Annotated in this window: 20 protein-coding genes; 9 read left to right on the forward strand and 11 right to left on the reverse strand. The window is 65.7% G+C overall.

The window, feature by feature from the left end; translation table 11 throughout:
• The first annotated feature begins 136 nt into the window (after positions 1-136).
• A complete protein-coding gene (locus L1080_RS08145) occupies positions 137-1,501 on the forward strand; it encodes an MFS transporter (protein WP_159926344.1) in 1,365 nt (454 codons plus the stop codon).
• A gap of 61 nt (positions 1,502-1,562) precedes the next feature.
• On the forward strand, positions 1,563-2,795 hold the full coding sequence (locus L1080_RS08150; RefSeq protein WP_250763808.1) for an aminotransferase family protein: 1,233 nt from the start codon (positions 1,563-1,565) through the stop codon (positions 2,793-2,795).
• Here the strand turns inward: L1080_RS08150 and L1080_RS08155 are convergent.
• Positions 2,792-3,061 carry a hypothetical protein gene (locus L1080_RS08155; RefSeq protein ID WP_201453470.1) on the reverse strand — a complete coding sequence of 90 codons (270 nt, stop codon included), beginning with the start codon at positions 3,059-3,061 and terminating at the stop codon, positions 2,792-2,794. The genes L1080_RS08150 and L1080_RS08155 overlap by 4 nt on opposite strands.
• Before the next feature lie 18 nt (positions 3,062-3,079).
• Here L1080_RS08155 and L1080_RS08160 point away from each other — a divergent pair, with 18 nt between their 5' ends.
• On the forward strand, positions 3,080-3,793 hold the full coding sequence (locus tag L1080_RS08160) for a C40 family peptidase (protein WP_250763781.1): 714 nt from the start codon (positions 3,080-3,082) through the stop codon (positions 3,791-3,793).
• Here L1080_RS08160 and L1080_RS08165 read toward each other — a convergent pair.
• The 3 genes from L1080_RS08165 to L1080_RS08175 form a co-directional block, all read right to left on the reverse strand.
• A complete protein-coding gene (locus L1080_RS08165; protein ID WP_159926348.1) occupies positions 3,779-4,459 on the reverse strand; it encodes a PhzF family phenazine biosynthesis protein in 681 nt (226 codons plus the stop codon). The two genes, L1080_RS08160 and L1080_RS08165, sit on opposite strands and share 15 nt — an antisense overlap.
• Before the next feature lie 88 nt (positions 4,460-4,547).
• Positions 4,548-5,087 carry a carboxymuconolactone decarboxylase family protein gene (locus L1080_RS08170; RefSeq protein ID WP_109330704.1) on the reverse strand — a complete coding sequence of 180 codons (540 nt, stop codon included), beginning with the start codon at positions 5,085-5,087 and terminating at the stop codon, positions 4,548-4,550.
• A 3-nt stretch (positions 5,088-5,090) separates the two neighbouring features.
• The gene (locus L1080_RS08175) at positions 5,091-5,678 is read right to left on the reverse strand and encodes a peroxiredoxin (RefSeq protein ID WP_109330702.1); all 588 of its coding nucleotides are present in this window, start codon (positions 5,676-5,678) and stop codon (positions 5,091-5,093) included.
• Positions 5,679-5,865: 187 nt separating this feature from the next.
• On the opposite strand from L1080_RS08175, the gene L1080_RS08180 reads away from it, so the two are divergent.
• Positions 5,866-6,789, forward strand: coding sequence for a hydrogen peroxide-inducible genes activator (locus L1080_RS08180; protein WP_250763775.1), 924 nt, complete (start codon positions 5,866-5,868; stop codon positions 6,787-6,789).
• Positions 6,790-6,868: 79 nt separating this feature from the next.
• On the opposite strand, the gene L1080_RS08185 is transcribed toward L1080_RS08180, so the two are convergent.
• A complete protein-coding gene (locus L1080_RS08185) occupies positions 6,869-7,615 on the reverse strand; it encodes a LysR substrate-binding domain-containing protein (RefSeq protein ID WP_250763768.1) in 747 nt (248 codons plus the stop codon).
• A 58-nt stretch (positions 7,616-7,673) separates the two neighbouring features.
• On the opposite strand from L1080_RS08185, the gene L1080_RS08190 reads away from it, so the two are divergent.
• Entirely contained in the window at positions 7,674-8,078 is a 405-nt protein-coding gene (locus L1080_RS08190; protein WP_109330697.1) for a DUF5997 family protein, read from the forward strand.
• A 4-nt stretch (positions 8,079-8,082) separates the two neighbouring features.
• Here the strand turns inward: L1080_RS08190 and L1080_RS08195 are convergent, their stop codons facing one another.
• From L1080_RS08195 to L1080_RS08210, 4 genes are all read right to left on the reverse strand, one after another.
• Positions 8,083-10,587: a DEAD/DEAH box helicase gene (locus L1080_RS08195; protein WP_213571758.1), complete on the reverse strand. Its 2,505-nt coding sequence runs from the start codon at positions 10,585-10,587 to the stop codon at positions 8,083-8,085.
• 40 nt (positions 10,588-10,627) lie between these two features.
• Complete coding sequence (locus tag L1080_RS08200) at positions 10,628-11,665, reverse strand: alpha/beta fold hydrolase (protein WP_109330693.1); 1,038 nt, start codon at positions 11,663-11,665, stop codon at positions 10,628-10,630.
• A 145-nt stretch (positions 11,666-11,810) separates the two neighbouring features.
• A complete protein-coding gene (locus tag L1080_RS08205; RefSeq protein WP_250763766.1) occupies positions 11,811-12,779 on the reverse strand; it encodes a proteasome assembly chaperone family protein in 969 nt (322 codons plus the stop codon).
• A gap of 228 nt (positions 12,780-13,007) precedes the next feature.
• Positions 13,008-13,169, reverse strand: a complete 162-nt coding sequence (locus L1080_RS08210; RefSeq protein WP_159926358.1) for a hypothetical protein — start codon at positions 13,167-13,169, stop codon at positions 13,008-13,010.
• 197 nt (positions 13,170-13,366) lie between these two features.
• Between L1080_RS08210 and L1080_RS08215 the strand changes: the two genes are divergently transcribed.
• Together L1080_RS08215 and L1080_RS08220 are read left to right on the forward strand one after the other, a co-directional pair.
• A complete protein-coding gene (locus tag L1080_RS08215) occupies positions 13,367-14,080 on the forward strand; it encodes a DUF5642 family protein (protein WP_250763764.1) in 714 nt (237 codons plus the stop codon).
• Between the two features lie 162 nt (positions 14,081-14,242).
• Entirely contained in the window at positions 14,243-15,376 is a 1,134-nt protein-coding gene (locus L1080_RS08220) for a DUF4192 domain-containing protein (protein WP_250763761.1), read from the forward strand.
• An 8-nt stretch (positions 15,377-15,384) separates the two neighbouring features.
• On the opposite strand, the gene galE is transcribed toward L1080_RS08220, so the two are convergent.
• Entirely contained in the window at positions 15,385-16,377 is a 993-nt protein-coding gene (gene galE / locus L1080_RS08225; protein ID WP_250763758.1) for a UDP-glucose 4-epimerase GalE, read from the reverse strand.
• A 3-nt stretch (positions 16,378-16,380) separates the two neighbouring features.
• On the reverse strand, positions 16,381-17,070 hold the full coding sequence (locus L1080_RS08230; RefSeq protein ID WP_109335161.1) for a metal-dependent transcriptional regulator: 690 nt from the start codon (positions 17,068-17,070) through the stop codon (positions 16,381-16,383).
• A 166-nt stretch (positions 17,071-17,236) separates the two neighbouring features.
• Between L1080_RS08230 and L1080_RS08235 the strand changes: the two genes are divergently transcribed.
• Positions 17,237-18,508 carry an acetoin utilization protein AcuC gene (locus tag L1080_RS08235; protein ID WP_250763756.1) on the forward strand — a complete coding sequence of 424 codons (1,272 nt, stop codon included), beginning with the start codon at positions 17,237-17,239 and terminating at the stop codon, positions 18,506-18,508.
• The gene (locus L1080_RS08240) at positions 18,501-21,176 is read left to right on the forward strand and encodes a bifunctional acetate--CoA ligase family protein/GNAT family N-acetyltransferase (RefSeq protein ID WP_250763754.1); all 2,676 of its coding nucleotides are present in this window, start codon (positions 18,501-18,503) and stop codon (positions 21,174-21,176) included. The genes L1080_RS08235 and L1080_RS08240 overlap by 8 nt, the downstream gene beginning before the upstream one ends.
• Positions 21,177-21,200: the final 24 nt, after the last annotated feature.

The raw sequence follows: 21,200 nt of genomic DNA on the forward strand, positions 1-21,200 counted from the left end.
CGATGAGTCGGCGCACACTGCCGCTGGTCGAAACTATCGGCGTCCGCGGACACGGTGGCAATCGGCAAAGTGGCGACAACATCCGCCACTCGGGACACAATGGACTCACCTGACAGCGGCCTCGAGGGGGCGGAACATGGCATACGAGAATCCACCAGCCGACCAGGATGCCCTGCCGCCAGGAGTTCTTCGACGCGCAATCGCGGCTTCGGCAATGGGCAACGCCACCGAATGGTTCGACTACGGCGTGTATGCGTTCACGGTGTCGTATATTTCGGCGTCCTTCTTTCCCGGCGACACCGGCTCTGCCACGTTGTATGCCCTGCTGGTGTTCGCTGTCTCCTTCGTCGTGCGACCCCTCGGCGGGCTCGTCTGGGGCCCGCTCGGTGACCGTCTCGGCCGCCGTCAGGTTCTGGCGCTCACCATCCTGCTGATGGCGGGAGCGACGTTCTGCGTGGGACTTGTTCCCGGATACGACGTCATCGGATTCTGGGCACCCTTGTTGCTGGTGCTTCTTCGCATGATCCAGGGTTTCTCCACCGGAGGTGAGTACGGCGGCGCGGCAACCTTCATGGCCGAGTATTCGCCCGACCGGAAGCGAGGATTCTGCGGTAGTTTCCTCGAATTCGGCACGCTCGGGGGATACGCGCTGGGCGCCATCGTGGTTCTGACGGTGGAGCTGGCGTCCACCGAACCGTTCATGGAGACCTGGGGATGGCGTATTCCCTTCCTGATCGCGGGCCCGATGGGTCTGATCGGCCTGTACCTGCGCACGAAACTCGAGGAAACACCCGTCTTCCGCGAACTCGACGAGGAAGGGGCAGTCGAGGAGGGGGCCGCGACGGAGTTCAAGGATCTGGTGACGGAGTACTGGCGGCCGATGTTGCTGCTCGCCGGTCTCGTCGTCGCTCTGAACGTCACCAACTACACCTTGCTCAGCTATATGCCGACGTATCTGGAAACCCAGATCGGTTTGTCGTCCACCGCGTCGTTGACGCTGTTCATCGTCGGGCAACTCGTGATGATGGCGGTGATCCCGTTCGCGGGCGGGTTGTCGGACCGATTCGGACGAAAACCGTTGTGGTACGTCTCGCTCGTCGGTCTCATCGTGCTGGCGGTGCCGATGTATCTGCTGATGCGCCAGGGATTCGCCTGGGCAATCTTGGCTTTCGCCGTCCTGGGGTTGCTGTACGTGCTGCAGCTGTCGACGATCTCCGCAACGTTCCCGGCGATGTTTCCCACGCACGTGCGCTTCGCCGGATTCGCCATCGCCTACAACGTGTCCACCTCGCTGTTCGGGGGAACGGCGCCTGCCGTCAACGAACTGCTGATCGAGTGGACGGACAACACGCTGATGCCCGCGTTCTACATGATGATCGCGTGCGGGATCGGTCTCGTGGCGCTCTACTTCGTGGCCGAAACGGCAGGAGCCTCCATCCGAGGCCGGGGGCTGCCGGGAATCGACACGGAACCGCATCCCACCGCCTACGCCGAGAAGTAGGCGGGCGAGATCCCTGCCCGGCGACATGGCATAGTCGCCTCGGAGTGGGGTTCACGAAGGGATGATCATGGCGTCGGCACTGTGGCACGGCTTCGCGGATATGGGCGCGGTGGAGGAGAGCGGCGCGTTCGTCGTCTCCCGCGGCGACGGCGCGTACATCTGGGACGATCAGGGTAACCGCTACCTCGACGCCACCGCAGGTCTGTGGTTCACCAACGTCGGCCACGGGCGCTCGGAGATCGCGGACGCTGTGGCGGACCAACTTCGGACCGTCGCGCACTTCTCGAATTTCGGCGATTTCGTCCCCGCAACCACGGCAGCACTCGCCGACCGGCTGGCCGCGCTGGCTCCCGTGCCGGGCAGCAAGATCTTCTTCACCTCCGGTGGATCCGACTCCGTGGACACGGCAGCCAAACTGGCGCGCCGCTACTGGCACGAAATGGGCAGGCCCGACAAGACGATCGTGGTCGGCAGGCAGAAGGCGTACCACGGCATGCATGTCGCGGGTACCGCTCTGGCAGGAATCCCCGTCAACCGGGAGGGCTACGGCGAGTTGATGGCCGACGCCGCGACCGTGGCATGGGACGACGCCAAGAGTCTCCTCGAGCTCGTCGAGAAGGTCGGCGCCGACCGGATCGCGGCATTCTTCTGCGAGCCGATCATCGGCGCGGGTGGCGTGTACCTGCCGCCGGACGGTTACCTCACCGAGGTCCGGGACATCTGCCGTGAACACGACATCCTGTTCGTCGTCGACGAGGTGGTCACGGGCTTCGGGCGAATCGGCGGCGACTGGTTCGCGTCCACGCGGTTCGGTCTCGAACCCGACATGATGACCACGGCGAAGGGCTTGACCTCCGGCTACGTCCCCATGGGAGCGGTCTTCATCGCACCCCGGGTGGCGGAGCCCTTCTTCGCGGGCGGTGTCTGGTGGCGTCACGGATACACCTACGGTGGTCACGCCGGCGCGGCGGCCGCTGCACTTGCCAACCTCGACATCATCGAGCGGGAGAACCTTCTCGCGGAGTCGAAGCGCCTAGAGGCCTCGTTACATCGGCACCTCGCACCGCTCGCCGACCACCCGCGGGTCGCGGAGATCCGCAGCGGCCTCGGTGCTGTCGCCGCCGTGCAGCTCGCCGACCCCGCGGAGGCCTTGCCCTTCGTAAAGACTCTTCGCGAGCACGGAATTTCGAGTCGTGCCGCCGGTCAAGGTGCGATGCAGATTTCACCCGCGTTCGTCATGACGGACGAGCAGGTGGGCGCGCTCGCCGACGGATTCGGACGCGCACTCGGCTAGTGCGATCCGGGTAGCCGGCTGAGGAGTCGGTGCAGGGCGGCGGCCGAGCGAGCCCGCCAGGTAGGCGGTGTCAACGGAATCTCCTGCTTCCCGTCGCGTGCTGCGTAGGCGCGGGTGTAGCGCTCGTGGAGCCGGGCGCGGACCTCGTCCGGCGTGTATGCCTTGCGTTGCCGGTCTGCGCGGGCCGCAACGACACCGGTCGCTGCCACGCCCACCACACCGGCGAGCCCGACGAGTTTCCACCACTGTCTGCCTCGGGGTCTCATCGCCTTAGGCTAGAGCCCATGCACGCGCCCTCGCACACCGACGCTCGATCGGCCGGCTCCCGTATCGACCTCGACACCGCGGTGAACGTCACCCGCACCGGAGACATCTGGATCTTCCGCGGAGAATCGCCGGCGGACCGGGCCATTCAGACGCTGACCAACAGCCCCGTCAACCACGTGGGCATGTCGGTGGTGCTCGAAGATCTGCCGCCGCTGATGTGGCACGCGGAACTCGGGCACTCGTTGCAGGACATGTGGACCGGGCGTTTTCACCGCGGCGTGCAGTTGCACGATCTACGCGCCGCCGTCCAGGTGTGGGGTGCCCGTTACGGACAGCGCGGGTGGTTGCGGCAGCTCGCGGAGCCCGCGACGAAGGAACAGGAAGACGCGCTGATGCGGACCATTGCGCGACTCGACGGAACTCCGTTCCCCTCGACCGCGAAACTCGCTTCTCGCTGGTTCGGTGGACGGCTCCCTCTCGGCCGTCGTACGAGGAGGCGTTCAGGGAGTCTCGAAAGTGCCTACTGTGCCGAGGTGGTCGCCACGACCTACGAAGAGATGGGCCTTCTCGCCGGGGATCACCGCACGAGTTGGTACGACCCCGGAAAGTTCTGGAGTGGCGACCGGCTTCCCCTTGTCCCCGGTGTCACGCTGGGCCGCGAGATCGAGGTCGTCCTCAGCGACGCCGATCTCGCCGCGGGGCGCGGCCACCGCCCGTCAGAGGGTTCGTGACTTTTCGGCACGCACACGCCCGCCGACCTCGACCCAGCCTGCGGGGTCGTACGTGGTGCGCAGTTCGGAGCCGCGGCCCTGCGTGATCAGCAGGGCGTGCCGGAGGTGAGCGGTGATACGGACGGCGGCGGCTCCAGTCGCCTCGTCCTCCACGATGCCCATGTCGGGCGCAAACATTCGTGAACGAATCGAGTGCTCCACCTTGTCGGTCCAGGCCCACAGGTAGTGGTGGCCCTTGCCGAACTTCTTCGGATCGGCATTCTCGACGTCCCTGACGCTGTTCATCGGGTACAGCGAGAATTCGGGCGCCCACTCCGGCTTTGCCCGCACCCAGGTGATCGCACCCGAGTGCCGGGTGGTCACAGGTCCGGCTGGTACGTCCAGCGTCTTCACTGCGGTACCGCGTTCACGCAGCCACCAGGACAGCCCGACGGTGGGGTGTCCTGCGAAGGGAAGCTCGGTTCCGGGTGTGAAAATTACCGCGCGGGCGGAGTCGTCGCCCGGGGCGGGGAGATCGACGAAGATCGTCTCGCTGTATCCGAGGGCAGCGGCGACTTTCTGCCGGTCGCCGGGCGGGACGGTCGACGCATCGACGATGCCGAGCGGATTGCCGTGGCGTCCGTTCTCGTCCGTGAATACCCGGACGACGTCTACGTGAAGGGGCATTGACGCACTCTATCGCTCCGATGAGCGACGAAGGGCCCCGCATGCGCAGTACGCGAGCGGGGCCCTTCGGGAGTACCTCTGCGAGGTGTCAGACGCTCGCGGTGGCGAGGGTCTCGTTGGCCTCGACGGCCTGAGCGACACCCGCGACGATCGAACCGGCGCGGATCGCTTCGAAGATCACCTCACGGTCGACGCCTTCCTGCCGGAGGGTGTTCTCGTGGGCTTCGAGGCAGTGGTTGCAGCCGTTGATCGCGGAGACCGCGAGCGACCACAGCTCGAAATCGGCCTTGTCGACACCCGGGTTGCCGATGATGTTCATCCGCAGGCCCGCGCGGAGATCGTCGTACTTACCGTCAAGGTAGCCCTTGGTGCGGTAGAAGACGTTGTTCATGCCCATGATCGACGCGGCACCCAGAGCTGCGTTGTAGGCCTCGGCCGACAGCGAGTCGGCCGCCTCTTCGGCGATCTCCTTCAAGGTGGTCGCCGACTTGGTGGCCGCTGCGGTGGCGAGGAGGGTGCCCCACAGCTGCTGCTCGTTCAGCACGGTACTGCGCGCGATGGAACTCAGATTGAGCTTGAGGTCCTTGGCGTATTCGGGGAGTGAGTTCTTCAGATTCTCTACAGTCATGACTCAGACGCTCGCAGTCAGCAGTTCGCCGGCGTCGATCGTCGGATCGCCCTTCTTCCAGTTGCAGGCGCACAGCTCGTCGGACTGCAGGGCGTCGAGGACACGAAGGACCTCGTCTACGTTGCGGCCCACGGAACCGGCAGTGACGGAGACGAACTGGACCTCGTTGTTGGGGTCGACGATGAAGGTGGCGCGGTCGGCGACACCGTCGGCGTTGAGAACGCCGGTGGCCTCGACCAGTTCACGCTTGAGGTCCGAAAGGATCGGGAAGGGAAGGGTCTTCAGGTCCTCGTGCTGGGCACGCCACTGGAAGTGGACGAACTCGTTGTCGACGGACGCACCGAGCACCTGCGCGTCGCGGTCGGCGAACTCGTCGTTCAGCTTGCCGAATGCGGCGATCTCGGTGGGGCACACGAACGTGAAGTCCTTGGGCCAGAAGAAGACGATCCGCCACTTGCCAGCGTGGTCGTCGCTGGTGATCGTGGTGAAGTAGTCGTCGGGCTGCTGGGCGTCGACCTTGGAGAGGTCACCGCCGATGACGGCTTTCAGGTTGTACGCGGGGAACTGATCGCCGATGGTGAGCAGAGCCATATTCGTCCTCCTACTTGTCTTGTGAACACGTCGAACGCAGTGCAACCACACCCGAAGGCGCAGTTGAGGGTTTCGGTACCGGAAGCGGGTGGCACGAAGGTCGTGCACCCGCGTTTTCTGGTGTGATTCCATTCTGCACGAAACCGGCTGAAAGGTAAAGCCGATAGATGTCTCTACACTGATAGGCATGGCTGATCAGAGTTATCAACCCACACTGTCGCAGCTGCGTGCGTTCGTCGCGGTGGCCGAACACCGCCATTTCGGCACTGCGGCTACACGTTTGAGTGTGAGCCAACCCACACTCTCCCAGTCCCTCGCCGCCCTCGAAAGCGGCCTCGGCGTACAGCTGATCGAGCGAAGTACTCGCCGCGTCCTCGTGACCACAGCCGGTGAGAGACTGCTCGGCCAGGCGAAGGTCATCCTCGAAGCCACCGATGGTTTCGTCGCGACGGCGGCGGGCGTGGGGGAGCGGCTCACCGGACCGCTGCGGATCGGACTGATCCCCACTGTGGCTCCGTACGTGTTGCCCGCATTGCTGCCGGCCCTCCGGCAGGACATGCCCGCTCTGGAACCACAGGTGATCGAGGATCAGACTGCGCGCCTTCTCGAATCACTGCGCACCGGCTCGCTCGACGTCGCGGTGATGGCACTGCCCAGCGGCGCGGCCGGGCTCACCGAAATACCGCTGTACACAGAAGACTTCGTGATGGTCGTGCCCGAAGGGCATGAGCTGGCCGGACATACGGGTATCTCGCCCTCGGTGCTGGGTGCGTTGCCGCTCCTGCTCCTCGACGAAGGTCACTGTTTGCGGGACCAGACCCTCGACCTCTGCAGATCGGCGGAGGTCCAGCCCATGGCGGGCGACACCCGCGCGACGTCGCTGTCGACAGTGGTCCAGTGCGTTGCAGGCGGGCTCGGCGTGACGCTGGTCCCCGAGTGTGCCGTGCGGGTAGAGATCGGGCGCGGCCCCTTGGCCACCGCACGCTTTGCCGCCCCGGCTCCGGGCCGGACGATCGGACTCGTCTTCCGCTCGTCGAGTGCGCGCGCCGAAGATTACGGGCAGCTGGCGGCCCTGCTCACGAACTCGGCCCCGGTCACTACTTCGCACTGAGCCGCCGGCGGCGGCTCACCGCTCGGGCCTGAGCCGCAGGCGGCGGCTCACCGCTCGGGACTGAGCCCGCGCCGCGAACTCACGACCGGCGGCGAGGTTTCCCGCGGCTGCCACCGCGCTTCCCCGAACCTCCACGGGCATTCTTGTTCCCGGCTGCCCGCTGCTGCCGCGTAGCGCCGGGTTCCGGACGTTTCTTCTTCACCGGCTCGGCCGGTGGACGCCCTCGCGAACTGTTGACCGTGCGCCCGCGCACGATTCCGATGAACTCCTCGACCAGTTCCGTTTTCCGATCCTCGGGCCACGACAGTGCAATCCGCGACTCGGGGCCGTCGGTCACCGGCCGGAACGTCAGATCCTTACGGTGATGAAGCCGGGCCAGCGACTGCGGTACGACGACGAGGCCCACTCCGGCCGCCACCAGCTCGATCGCATCCGCCGTCGTGGCCGGACGCTCCTTCGCCGGTACTCCGGGCAATTCTGCCCATTCGAGAATGTCGTCGAGGGGATGCAGCACGACGTCGTCCGCAAGGTCCTCCACGGCGATCTCGTCCACCGCTGCCACCACATGCTCTCGGGGGATGACGACCACGGGGGTCTCGGCATAGAGGGGGATGGCGCTGAGGCCTTCCCCGTCGATCGGCACCCGGACGAGCCCGGCGTCCACCTCGCCGTCTCGCAGAGCTGCCGGCGCGTCGGCCGCGGACAGCGCAATGAGGGTGAGGGGTACGTCGGGCATCCGCTCGTTCCAGATCCGGATCCACTTGGTGGGTGTCACCCCCGCGACGTACGCAAGGCGGAACGAAGGGGGCACTACCGCGTCTGTCACTCCGTCAGGCTACCGGCCGTGGTCGGAACCACTGCGCATCCTCGTTACTCTTGGCACCATGACGTCGCACAAGAGCACTCAGACGATGAAGCCGGCAACCGCGGCGAAGAAGCTGGGTGTGTACCTCGAAGCCACACCTGCCGAGTTCCAGGAGGGTGTCGTGTCCCGCGACGAGCTCACCGCGCTGCAGTCCGATCCGCCCGAGTGGTTGCTCGAACTGCGGCGCAACGGCCCGCACCCGCGTTCCGTGGTCGCGGCGAAGCTGGGGGTCTCCATCGCGGGCCTGGCGCGTGGCGGGGTCACCGAGGCCCTCACCACCGAGGAGATCGACAGCCTCATGGCGGATCGGCCGGAGTGGTTGCAACAGGAGCGCGCCACCCAGGCCGAGGTTCGGCAGGAGGCCGTGCGTATCAAGGAGAAGAAGGCGGCACGACGCGATCAGCCCCGGAAACGACGTTCGTGAACCGCTAGCCCTCGACGATGCTGAGTTCGTCGAACACCACTTCTCCGGCGGCATCGGACTCGGGGAGATCGACGACGGCGGTCAAGGCCCAGCCGTGATCGCCCTGCGGGTCCTCGAGGACCTGACGCACGCGCCAGAACTCGGGGGCCACCTCCACCTGGAAAAGCTGGGGTCCACGCGCGGAGGGGCCGGTGCCCACGGTGGAGTACTCGTCGAAGTAGGGAAGGAGCTGTTCTTCCCACTCGTACGCGTCGATGCCGTCGCCGAGCGCCTCGAGCTCGGACCACCGTCGCCGTGACGCCAGCTCGATGCGCCGGAACATCGCATTGCGCACCATCACCCGGAAGGCACGTTCGTTGGCAGAAATGGGTCGTGGGACGTCGGCGCCGAACGCGACCTGCTGAACGTCACCTTCCGCGCCCGGATCGGTAAGTGATTCCCACTCGTCGAGCAGGCTGGAATCCACCTGGCGGATGAGTTCACCCAGCCACTCGATGAGATCGTCGAGTTCTTCCGTCCGAGCTTCCGTCGGAACCGTCTGCCGCAAGGCGCGATAGGCGTCGGCGAGGTAGCGCAGGACCAGTCCCTCGGACCGTGCCAGTCCGTAGTGGCTGACGAGCTCGGCGAAGGTCATTGCCCGCTCGACCATGTCGCGGACCACCGACTTGGGTGACAGCGCAAACTCCGAAATCCACGGATGCCCACCGCGATACATCTCGAACGCCGGGAACAGTACATCGGACAACGGCTTCGGCCACGTGACCTCCTCGAGGAGTTCCATGCGCTCGTCGTACTCGATTCCGTCCGCCTTCATCTGCGCCACAGCCTCGCCGCGGGCGGCATGCTGCTGCGCCATGAGTACCTGCCGCGGGTCGTCGAGGGTCGACTCGATGACCGAGACAACGTCGAGCGCATAGGATTCCGACTCCGCGTCGAGTAGTTCCAGCGCCGCGAGCGCGAATGTCGACAACGGTTGGTTGAGAGCGAAGTCCCGTTGCAGTTCCATCGTGAGGCGGGCCATCCGCCCATCGGCATCAGGTTCGTCCAGCCGCTGCACGATGCCGGCGTCGATCAACCCGCGATACAGCGACAGTGCCTTCAAGATGTGCTTACGCTGCGCGGGCCGCGACTCGTGGTTGTCCTCGAGGAGATGCCGCATCGAGGCGAAACAATTGCCGGGTCGCGCGATGACATTGAGCAGCATGGAGTTCGACACAGAGAACCGTGAGATCAACGGCTCGGGGGAGGCTGCGACGAGGCGGTCGAACGTGGCCTCGCTCCACGAGACGAATCCGTCCGGCGCCTTCTTACGCTGGACCTTCCTACGTTTCTTCGGGTCGTCGCCGGCTTTGGCCAGTGCCCGCAGGTTCTCGACCTCGTGCTCGGGGGCCTGGACCACGACGGTGCCGAGGGTGTCGTACCCGGCGCGGCCGGCACGTCCCGCGATCTGATGGAATTCGCGCGCACGCAGGTGACGCGTGCGGCTGCCGTCGAACTTGGTCAGGCCGGTGAGGAGCACGGTGCGGATGGGCACGTTGATGCCCACCCCCAGTGTGTCGGTGCCACAGATCACTTTGAGCAGTCCGTCCTGGGCCAGCTTCTCGATCAGCCTGCGGTACTTGGGCAGCATCCCCGCATGGTGCACACCGATACCGTGCCGCACGAGGCGGGAGAGGGTCTTGCCGAAGCCGGTGGTGAATCGGAAGCCGCCGAGTGCCTCGGCGATGGCATCTTTTTCGGCGCGGGAGCAGAAGTTCACACTGGTCAGCGCTTGGGCACGTTCGAGCGCCGCGGCCTGGGTGAAGTGCACGACGTATACCGGAGCCTGATTGGTGGTCACCAGTTCTTCGATGGTCTCGCTCACCGGGGTGGTCGCATACGAGAACATCAGCGGGACGGGTCGCTCGGTACCGGCGACGACGGTGGTGGGCCTGCCCGTGCGCCTCGTGAGGTCGGTGGAGAAGAAGTCGACCTCACCCAAGGTGGCCGACATCAACAGGAACTGGGCGTGGGGCAGTTCGATGAGGGGCACCTGCCACGCCCAGCCACGATCCGGCTCGGAATAGAAATGGAACTCGTCCATCACGACTTGCCCGATGTCGGAGTCGGGTCCCTCACGTAGCGCGAGATTCGCGACGATTTCTGCAGTCGCGCAGATGATGGGCGCCCGGGAGTTGACGGCGGCGTCACCGGTCATCATTCCGACATTCTCCGCGCCGAACACCTCACAGAGCGCGAAGAACTTCTCGCTCACCAGGGCCTTGATGGGGGCGGTGTAGAAGGTGCGCTTGCCGGTGGCCATGGCGAAGAAGTGCGCACCGACCGCGACCATCGACTTGCCGGATCCGGTGGGCGTGGCCAGGATCACGTTCGCGCCGGAGACGAGCTCCATGATCGACTCTTCTTGGGCGGGATAGAGCCGCAGACCTCGATCTTCGGTCCATGAGGTGAAGGCGTCGAAAACGGAATCAGGATCCGCGTCTTCGGGGAGAAGGTCGGGAAGAAGCACTGCTACAGGCTAGCCGTACAGCAGTGCGCCGCTCTCGCGCCTATGTCGCGCTGCGTTCGTCGGAACCCATGGCGTCGAGAACAGCCATTCGGGTGGACGCACTGCCGGTGATCGTTCCCTCGCCGACACCGGAAATCAACATCTGCCGCCATCTGGCCTCGTCGAATGCCAGCGGACGAGTGCCGGCGAGGAACTTCTCGATGGTGCGCAGAAAGCGCATCGGGTCGTCCCGGAACGGGAAGTGACCGGCACCACGGAAGATCTCGAGGTGTGAACCCGGCATGGCGGCATGAGCGAGGTGGGCGTGAGCGACCGGGATGACCGCATCCTGGTCGCCCCAGATGAGTTGCACCGGGAGGTTCTCGGTCAGGTAACACCGGTCGAGCATGGTAACCACCTGACCGCGCCAGTCGACGACCGCGCGCAGCGTGCGTAGGTATGCCTCGTACGCCGTGGGGTCGTAGAGCTCGGCGAGTACGCGGACGAGGTCCGGGGTGTCGTGCAGGATCGCGCCGGGGCGGAGCCTGGTTCCGTTGAGCTGGCCGATCGCATTGCCGAGCAGCCGGACCGTCGGCATTGCCCCGGGAATGCGCAGCAGTTTGAGTGCCTCGTTCAGGATCGGGACCGAAGCGAGGCGGAGCAGGGGATGGACGTCCTTGGTGACGCCGCCGGCAGAGACCAGGACCAATCGGTCGACCATCTGCGGGAACTGGTAGGCGAACTGCATGGCTACTCCGCCACCGAGTGAGTGCCCGATGACGGTGACGTTGTCGATGCCGAGGGTCGAGAGCAAATCGCGCATGCCGTTGGCGTAGGCCGCCACGGAGTAGTCGGCGCGGGGCTTGTCGGAGCGTCCGTGACCGAGAAGGTCCGGTGCGATGACTGTGTAGTTGCGGGCCAGATGCGGGATGATCTCGGTCCAGGTGGAGGAGTTGTCCCCGATTCCATGGATCAGTAGGAGGGCTGGGCCCTCACCGGCCATGCGGAACGCGCGACGGTATCCGTGGATGGTGCGAAACATCATGCGGGTCTCGGCGTCGGGAACAGGCCTGAGCTTACGAATGCGAGTGTCGCTCATGTCGCCTCCTGAACTAGGTGAACTTCCCGAATGTTGACCTCTCAATCATCCGCTTCGGTTCGACGCTATTGCACGGGCGTCCGGTGAACAACTGATCAGGGCGGTCGCACAGCCACCAGGTGGCGGCTGCACAGCCGTCCCCTCGTCAGGCCCCGCCCGCTGTTCCTGAATCGCCATCGGAGCGCTCTCCATGGCCGTCCTGCTGCGCTTGCTCGGCAAGGAAACGCTCGAATTCGGCCCCCAATTCGTCCCCGCTCGGAAGGTCTTCCTCGCTGGCCAGGAGGCTCGACTGCTGCTCCTGAGCCGTTACGTAGGCATCGTACTGACGCTCGAGGGCATGAACCACGGTTTGGACCTCTTCGTTACCCGCGATGTGCTCGTCGACCTGTTCCTTCACCCGTGCGGCTGCCTCGCCGAGCGCGTTGAGGGGCAGCTGAAGATCTGTGACCTCACTAACATTCTCCAGGAGGGTTTCCGCCGCCCCCGGGTAGTCGGTCTGCGCAAGGTAGTGCGGAACGTGAACGGAAAACCCGATCGATTCGTGACCGTGCTGCGCCATCCGTAACTCGATCAACGACGACGCGCTGCCGGGTACCTGAAGTTCGCCGGCCCAGCGCTGGTGGTCCTTGATCAATTCCTTGTTGGTCGAATGAGCAGTCACTCCCAGCGGCCGAGTATGCGGAATCGCCATCGGGATCGCATTGATACCTACCGTGCGCCGGACACCGAGTTGTTCCGCCAGCAGGCGCACCGCCGTGGTGAAGCGTTCCCACCGCAGGTCGGGCTCCATTCCGGCCAGCAGAAGGAAGGGGGTCCCTGCGGTGTCCTTGAGGGCATACAGATTCAGTTCCGGCTGGTCGTAGTCCGAGAAGTGGTCGGACTTGAAAGTCATGGTCGGGCGACGTGAGCGATAGTCGACCAGTTCGTCCACCGCGAAGGAGGCGACCAATTCGCTCTCGAGGCTCTCCCGGAGGTGCGTCGTGGCGAGTTTGACGGCGTGGCCCGCGTCGGAGAAACCTTCGAGTCCGTGGATCAGCACCGGTCCCTGCCCGTCCGCGGAGGACAGCTGCGGTGCGGGAAACTCGAGCTCGTACATCTTCGACTGTTCGTCCATCACAGACCTCATCTCCTTCGTGCGTGACCTCCAGTGTCCCCTATCGTCTCCGGCATCGATACGTCGGACATTCTTCGCGGAGGTCTGCTTCGGGGGAACGCCTCGAAGGCAACGGATAATTCCCGTGTACCCCGTTTCCGTGTTCGCCCACAGCGAGATCCCATGCCCAGCGTGGTGTGGGCAGGTCGCCGCGATCGGCATCCGCGCTCCTGGGCGGATGGGCGGCACTCAGTGTTCGACGTGCCCCAGCGAAGCGATTTCGGTGGACAACTCGTGAAGTCGGCGCTGTGCTCGTGCGAGCCGACCCTCGAGTTCGAGGATGTCGACGTTCAGTTGATCCCGCTCGGCCAATCGCCGGGCGAGCTCGTATTGAACCGATTTGGTCTTCATCTTTTCACGATACGCCCAGGACAAAGGCAGCTCCTCTCGGAAAAAGGCGTGGACGCGAATACCGAGGTGCCGAATCCGCGGGCCCATGGCTGCGCGAGGTTGAACGCTCTGCCTCCCCGAGGGCACTGCGGGCTTCTGGCAGAGTGGCGGAAAGGGCTCGGTTGACGAGCCGCCAGCAGCGGTACGGGAGGTCGACGGTGAGTTCGCGGCGTACGACGAGTCGAAGCGCGGTCCTCGTTCCTGTCGCTGTGCTTGCCGCGGTAGCCGGGACGCTCGCGTCGTGCGCGTCCGAGGTCCCGGGTGTGGCTCAACCCTCCAGCAGCATCGCGGCCGGGGTGCCCTCCGGCAAGGGTTTGTCGGCACTGTTGTTGGAGCCGTCCGACTTCCCGTCCCAATATCAGGCGATCGTGCTGCCGCCGCACGCTGTGTCGATGGCAGCACCGGATCTCACGGGTGTTCCCCAGGACGCCGTCGTCGATCCGTCGGAGTGTGCTCCGCCGACCCAGGACTACGGGCCGACCGGAACGGTGATGGCCGTGGGCACCGACAACGCGAGCCGGTCGACGATCACGGTGGAGCTCGCCAAGACAGACACACCGCTCGACGAACTCGAGCAGCAGACGGCGAAATGCGGTGAGATGACCGTAGCGGCCAGCGGTGCCGAATCGACGGTCGCCACCGACATCATGCCTGCCCCGCCGATTCGAGCGGACGACACGCTGGCCCTGCGCCGCACGGTTCGATCCGGCAGTGACGGCGACAAGGTCACGCAGTCGATGCTCACGTTGATCGCGCAGGTAGGAGATGTCCGTGTGTCGGCAACGTTCATGTCCTTCGGACACGCCACGGCGGACACCTCGGCGCTCGACGACGTGTTCACGAAAGCGGTGCAGAAGGTTCGGTCAGGCTGAGCGCGGCAGATAGCACACGGCTCTGACACCCTGCGCGGATCCACAGCGCATTCGCCCGGCTCGGCTGCCCGTTTGTCCACAACCTGCCGCTCATCCACAGCCCGACCCATTGTCGCTGGTCGGTGAATTCAGGGGCTCCGGTGCGCGTTCAGAGTCAAGTGCATGACGACGTCCGCGTTTCCACACAGGTCCGGTTCCGACCCCACCGGCCGACACTTCTTGCCACCCGAGCAACTCCGCCTGTGCGATCCCGGTGATCTCCTCGCCGCGATCCCCGCGCTCCTCGGATTCCGTCCGGAACGGTCCATTGTGGCCGTGTGTTTGACGGATGATTCGACGGTCGGGGCCGTGATGAGGCACGATCTCGTGCTCGGAGGCGGTGATACGCCGACTGCACCCATGTACGCGGCCGTGGACCAATTCGCTGTGGTATGCGAGCGTGAACAGGCCACGGGCGTGCTGGTCGTCCTCGTCGACGACCGATTCGCGGATCCTACGGACACGTCACGGGCCGAAGTGGCAAGTATCGTGTCGGAATTCGAGGACCTCCTGGATCGGACGTCCACCGAATTGCTCGATGTCTTCGTGACCGCCGACATCGGCGCCGGCAACCGGTGGTTCGGACTGCTGGGTGGGGGACGATACGGTGTGCAATCGGATCCGGCGGCCTCTCATGTCGCCGTGGCGCAGGTCGTCAGTGGCCGGGCGATCCGGTCGTCCCGTGAGGATCTGGAAGCGACCGTAGAGGCAGGTCGGGCCGGCGAGCGGGTCCGCATCGCCGAACTCCTCGACGATGTTCGCGAATCCGCCGCGCCGAGAGGCCAATTCGCGGGACGCACCGACAGACTAGGTGATCGTCGCGAATTGGAATTCGTGCTGGCCCACATCGCACGGTTGCATTCGGGGCAGGGAGTGGCCGCGCACGAGTATGTCGAGCTGGCCCTGGCACTGGACAATCTGGTGGTTCGCGACAGTCTTCTCGCACTCGCCGTCAGCGCATATGCCGACGACGCCGAACAGCTGTGGATTCTGCTGGCACGTCATCTTCCCGATCCCGAACGGGCCACCGCAGCAGCCCTTCTCGGGTACAGCGCGTACGTACGCGGCGACGGACCACTGGCCGGTGTTGCCTTCTGCGCGGCACTGGAATCCGATCCCGATCATGCATTGGCCGCGCTCCTGGACAACGCCTTGCAGTCGGGACTTCGGCCGGCCGCGGTTCGCGAACTGGCCGGTCTCGGCTACGACTCAGCGCGGAAGATCGGCGTCACCCTGCCGCCGCCGATCGACACCTGAGAACAGCATCATCGCCGCGCCGCGTGGGACCTGTCGCCGAGTTGTTGCAGATAGGACCACGCGTCGGCGACGATCTCATCGAGATCGGTGTGTTCCGGCCGCCATCCGAGTTCCGCGATGGCGCGGTCACTGGACGCGACGAGAATCGCTGGGTCGCCGGCTCGGCGCGGCGCGTCCTCCACCGGGATGGGCAGTCCGGTGACCCGGGCACATGCCGAGATCACCTCGCGGACACTGAATCCCGCACCGCTGCCGAGGTTGTAGATTCTGTGACGGCCTTCGATGGACGACTCGAGCGCGAGCAGATGCGCCTCGGCCAGATCCAGAACGTGAATGTAGTCGCGCACCGCCGTCCCGTCGGGCGTGGGCCAGTCGGTTCCGAACATCGAAATCTTCTCGCGTTGGCCGAGCGCGACCTGAAGCACAAGAGGGATCAAATGCGTTTCCACGACCCGGTTTTCGCCAACCGACTTGTACGCGCCCGCCACGTTGAAATAGCGCAGGCTCGTCGCGGCGAACGAATGTGCCACTGCGTAGGACGTGATGGCATGGTCGATGGCGAGTTTGGTGGCTCCGTACGGATTCGTGGGACGGGTCGGATCCGCTTCGGTGATCGGCGAATGCTCCGGCTCACCGTACGTGGCGGCCGTCGAGGAGAAGACGAGCCGCCGCGTTCCCGAATGTCGCATGGCTTCGAGGAGTTCGAGAGTGGTGACGACGTTGCCGCGCCAATACTTCTCCGGGTACTCCACGGACTCTCCGACGAGCGACTGCGCCGCGAAGTGCAGCACACCGTCGAACCGGGGAGTTCCGCTGGTCCCGAGGACATCCACGGCGACGTCGGCGACATCACCTTCGATGAACTCGGCACCGAGCGGCACCGCGTCGGCATTGCCCGTGGACAGGTCGTCGATGATGACGACCTCGTGTCCCCGCTCGAGCAACACGGTGCTGCACACACTGCCGACATAACCGGCGCCGCCGGTGACGAGAAGTTTCATCGACTATCCCTGGACCTTCACCTGGACGGCGTGCGCCATCTCTTCGGAAAGGTCGAACCCGCTGTGACCGGGCACGGTGATCGTCACCGATCCCGGTTTCGTCTCGACCGTCACGCGGGCGTCCGGAACCACGCCTGCCTCACGCAGTTGACCGATGACATCGGGATCCGACTGAACGTGCTCGGCGAGGCGCCGCACGACCACAGCTGTCGGCTTACCGGGAGGAACGTCCGTGAGACGGATGAGTGTCTCCGGCGCGTCCACCGGGCGTTCGAGGCCGAGCAGGGCGAGTCCGGGAATCGGATTTCCGTACGGCGACGTGGTGGGGTTGTTGAGCACCTCCACGAGCCGCCGTTCGACCTCTTCGCTCATGACGTGCTCCCAGCGGCACGCCTCGGCATGGACCTCTTCCCACTTCAGGCCGATGATGTCGACCAGAAGGCGCTCCGCCAGTCGGTGCTTGCGCATGACCGACACCGCAAGTTCGCGCCCCTTCTCCGTCAGTTCCAGATGGCGGTCACCGGCGACCAGGAGAAGGCCGTCGCGTTCCATCCGGGCGACGGTCTGGCTTACCGTCGGGCCGCTCTGCTCCAGTCGTTCGGCAATCCGTGCTCGAAGTGGGACGACGCCCTCTTCTTCCAAGTCGTAGATCGTCCGGAGGTACATCTCCGTGGTGTCGACCAGATCCTTCACACTCACACCCCTTCGTCCTTGCCGATTCTACCGGTCATCGGCCCTCACCGGCGCGCTCCCTCCCGGAGCGCGCTCGGCCGGGCCCCGGGCGGGTCTGTTCGCACGCTCCCCAAGCCCCGGGAGGGGTCTGCTCGCACGGTCTGCGGAGGACCAGTAGCGTGAGTTCATGACCGCGTCGTTCAGTTCCGGAGAGGATTCGGCTGCAGTGGTATCGAACCGTGTAGTCGTGTGGAGTCCGGACTATCTCAGCTACCGGTGGAGTGCGGACCACCCGATGAATCCCACTCGGCTCGAGCTCACCATGTCGCTCGCGCGTGCGCTGGGAACGCTCGAGGGTGTGGAGTTGGTTCGCCCCGACGCGGCCGCCGACGCAGATCTGCTGCGCATCCACACCCCCGGATACGTCGAGGCGGTCAAGCAGGCCGGGCACTCGCAAGCGTCGGGCGTGCTCGGCGCGGACGCGCCGTACGGGCTCGGTACCGAGGACAATCCGGTGTTTCCGCAGATGCACGAGGCGAGCGCCATCCTCGCCGGCGGCTCTCTCGCTGCGGCCAAGGAAATCGCATCGGGGCGCACCCGCAGGGCTGTGAGCATCGGCGGGGGAATGCACCACGCGATGCCCGGCTGGGCGTCCGGCTTCTGTGTGTACAACGATGTCGCCATCGCCATTTCCTGGTTGCTGGACAACGGGTTCGACCGCATCGCCTACATCGACGTGGACGCGCACCACGGGGACGGTGTCCAGCACGCTTTTGCCGGCGATCCACGTGTACTGACCATTTCGTTGCATCAGCATCCTGCGACGTTGTGGCCCAACACCGGGTGGTCGAGCGAAGTCGGCGAGGGGGCGGCGGAGGGTACCTCGATCAACCTTCCGGTTCTTCCGGGCACGGTGGATGCACTGTGGCTCAGAGGGTTTCACGCCATCGTTCCCGGGGCGATCGCGGCGTTCCGCCCGCAGATCGTGATCAGCCAATGTGGCGTCGACAGCCACCGTGAGGATCCGCTCGCCGACCTGTCACTGACGGTCGACGGCCAGCGTGCAGCGTTCCTCGCGATGCGTGACCTTGCGGATCGGTACTCGGAGGGTCGCTGGCTGGCTGTGGGCGGCGGCGGCTACGGGCTCGTGCGGGTAGTTCCGCGGTCGTGGACACACCTCATCGCCGCGGCCCTGGACCGCGAGATCGACACGGGCACCGCAGTACCCGAGGTGTGGCGCGAGCAAGCGTCCGCGCTCGCACCCAGTGTCGACCTACCCGAGACGATGGGTGACGGTGGCGAGGTCGCCTACCTGCCCTGGGATGGACCGGGAGGCACACCCGAAACAGGAAACGCTTCGGTCGACCGCGCGCTGACCCGCATCGACTCCGCAGTCATCGCCACCCGCCGGGCCTGCTTCCCGCTACTCGGCCTCGACCCGGAGGATCCTCGTGACTGAATCGACGGACGGCGCTCCCGATTCTGCGCACGACTACCCGCATCACTGGGTGGTCGATGTGCTGGCAGCGGACGGCGGCGCGGTGGCGCTGCGGCCGATCGTGCCGGAGGACGCCGAGAAGCTCGTCGCGTTTCACGCGAAGTTGTCCGAACGTACCCGCTACCTACGCTATTTCGGCCCGTACCCCACCATGTCCCAACGCGACATCGTGCACTTCACCACCGTAGACCACAAGAATCGGGTGGCGTTCGTGGTGGTGCTCGGCGACGAGATCATCGCCGTCGGGCGGTACGAACGGCTCGTCGGTGAGGGGGACGGCAAGTCGGCGGAAGTGGCATTCGTCGTCGCCGACGCGCACCAGGGGCGGGGACTCGGGCCGATCCTCCTCGAGCATCTCGCCGGGGCAGCAGCAGAAAACGGGCTGACCATGTTCGTCGCCGAGGTCCTCGCGGAGAACCGCAACATGGTCACGGTGTTCCGCGAAGCGGGCTATCAGGTCAGTCGCAGCTACGAGGGCGGAGTGCTCAAACTCGAGTTCGCGATCGACCCCACCGAAGCCATGGTCTCGGTGCGTAATTCCCGGGAGCGGGCGGCCGAGGCGCGCAGTATGCGGAACGTGCTCAGTCCGCGGTCGGTTGCAGTGATCGGTGCCTCCACCGACAGTGCCAAGGTCGGGCACGCCGTGCTCACCAATCTGCTGCGGGCCGGGTTCACCGGCCCTGTGTACCCGGTCAATGCCGAGCATCGTTCCGTCCAGGGTGTGCGGGCCTACCCGACCGTCCGCGACATTCCCGACGAGGTGGATCTCGGCGTGGTCGCCGTCCCTGCCGAGTCGATCAGCGCGGTTCTGGACGACTGCCTCGACAAAGGCGTCAAAGCGCTCGTCGTGGTCTCGTCCGGATTCAGCGAAACCGGGCTCGACGGAAAGCAGTCCGAGAGGCGTCTCGTGCACGCGGCGCGGGCGCACGGGATGCGACTCATCGGGCCCAACGCACTCGGAGTGGCCAACAACGACACCGCGGTGTCCCTCAACGCCACGCTGGCGCCCGTGCTCCCGAGCCCTGGCAACGTCGGATTCTTCTGCCAGTCCGGTGCGCTCGGAATCGCCATCCTCGACGAGGCCGCCCGCAGTCGAATCGGCTTGTCTGCGTTCGTCTCGGCCGGCAACCGGGCCGACGTCTCGGGTAACGATCTCCTGCAGTATTGGGATTCCGATCCTGCTACCGAGGTGGTCCTGCTCTACCTCGAAAGTTTCGGCAACCCACGGAAGTTTTCGCGCATCGCTCGCCGCGTCGCCCGCAACAAGCCGATCGTCGCGGTGAAGAGTGGCCGGCACGCGGTTCCCCCGGCCCTGGCGGCCACGGGCGTCGAAATGGACGACTCGATCGTGCGGGCACTGTTCGAGCAGGCCGGTGTCGTGCAGGTGGGGTCGATTTCCCAGTTGTTCGACTGCGCCCTCCTGTTCGGATATCAACCGCTGCCTGCGGGGCCGCGGCTCGCTGTGGTCGGAAATTCCACCGCCTTGGGGGTGCTGGCAGCTGACGCGGCGCGCAGTGAGGGCCTGCACGTCGGCGACCCGGTCGACCTCGGACCGCAGGCCGGCCCGGACGAGTTCGCCAGTGCCGTGCGCACGGCGCTGTCCTCGGCCGACGTCGACGCGGTCATCGCGGTCTTCGTTCCGCCCGTTGCCATACCGGTCGAGCCGTTCGCCCAGGCGCTGAAGGAAGCTGTCCGCGATGCCGACAAGCCGGTTCTGACCACGTTCCTCGCAGCGGAGGGCGTCCCGGACGTCCTCGCGGTGCGGGGCGAGGACGGGCATCCCACCCGTGGCTCGGTTCCGTCCTATCCGGGACCGGAACGGGCCGCGCTGGCGCTTGCGCGCGCCTGGCGGTATGCCGCGTGGAAGAGCAAACCCGCATCCAAGGTTGTGCGACCCGCGGGGATCGACCCCGAGAAGGCGAAAGAGATGGTGGACACCTGGCTGTCCACGTCGTCGGGGCGGTGGCTGTCCGATTACGAGGCGGCGCAACTACTCGCGTGTTACGGAGTCGAGGTGGTGGAGTTCCGCTCGGCCACCACCGAGGAAGAAGCTGTTGCCGCGGCCGACGAACTCGGCTACCCGGTGGCGGTGAAAGCGACCGGTGAGCAGTGGCGCCACCGTCCCGACCTCGGGGGTGTACGGCTCGACCTCGTCGGCCCCGACTCCGTTCGGTTGGCCTACCGAGACCTGGCCGCGGCGTCCGGTGAACCCCTCCTTCACGTGCAGCGAATGGCGACGAAGGGAATCGGCTGCGTGGTCGGCGTGCAGGACGACCCGTCGTTCGGCTCACTCATCTCGTTCGGGCTCGCCGGCGTGATTTCCGACCTCCTCGGGGACCGCGCGTACCGGGTGCTGCCGCTTACCGAAGACGCGGCTACCGAACTGATCGATGCGCCGAAGGCTGCACCGCTGCTGTCGGGGTACCGGAGTGCGGTGCCGGTGAACAAGTCGGCGCTCGTCGATCTGGTCCAGCGGATCTCCGCGCTCGCCGACGACCTCCCCGAGGTACGGGAACTGGCCTGCGAACCCGTACTCGCGTCCGCCGAGGGCGCTCTGGTCACCGACTCACGGGTGCGCATCGGTCCGGAACCGAGTTTCGCCGACCTGGGGCCACGCAGGCTCCGTTAGATGCGACGCTGCCGGCGCCGGTCT

This window comes from Rhodococcus sp. MSC1_016, assembly GCF_023667485.2.
GTDB classification, from domain to species: domain Bacteria; phylum Actinomycetota; class Actinomycetes; order Mycobacteriales; family Mycobacteriaceae; genus Rhodococcus_F; species Rhodococcus_F oxybenzonivorans.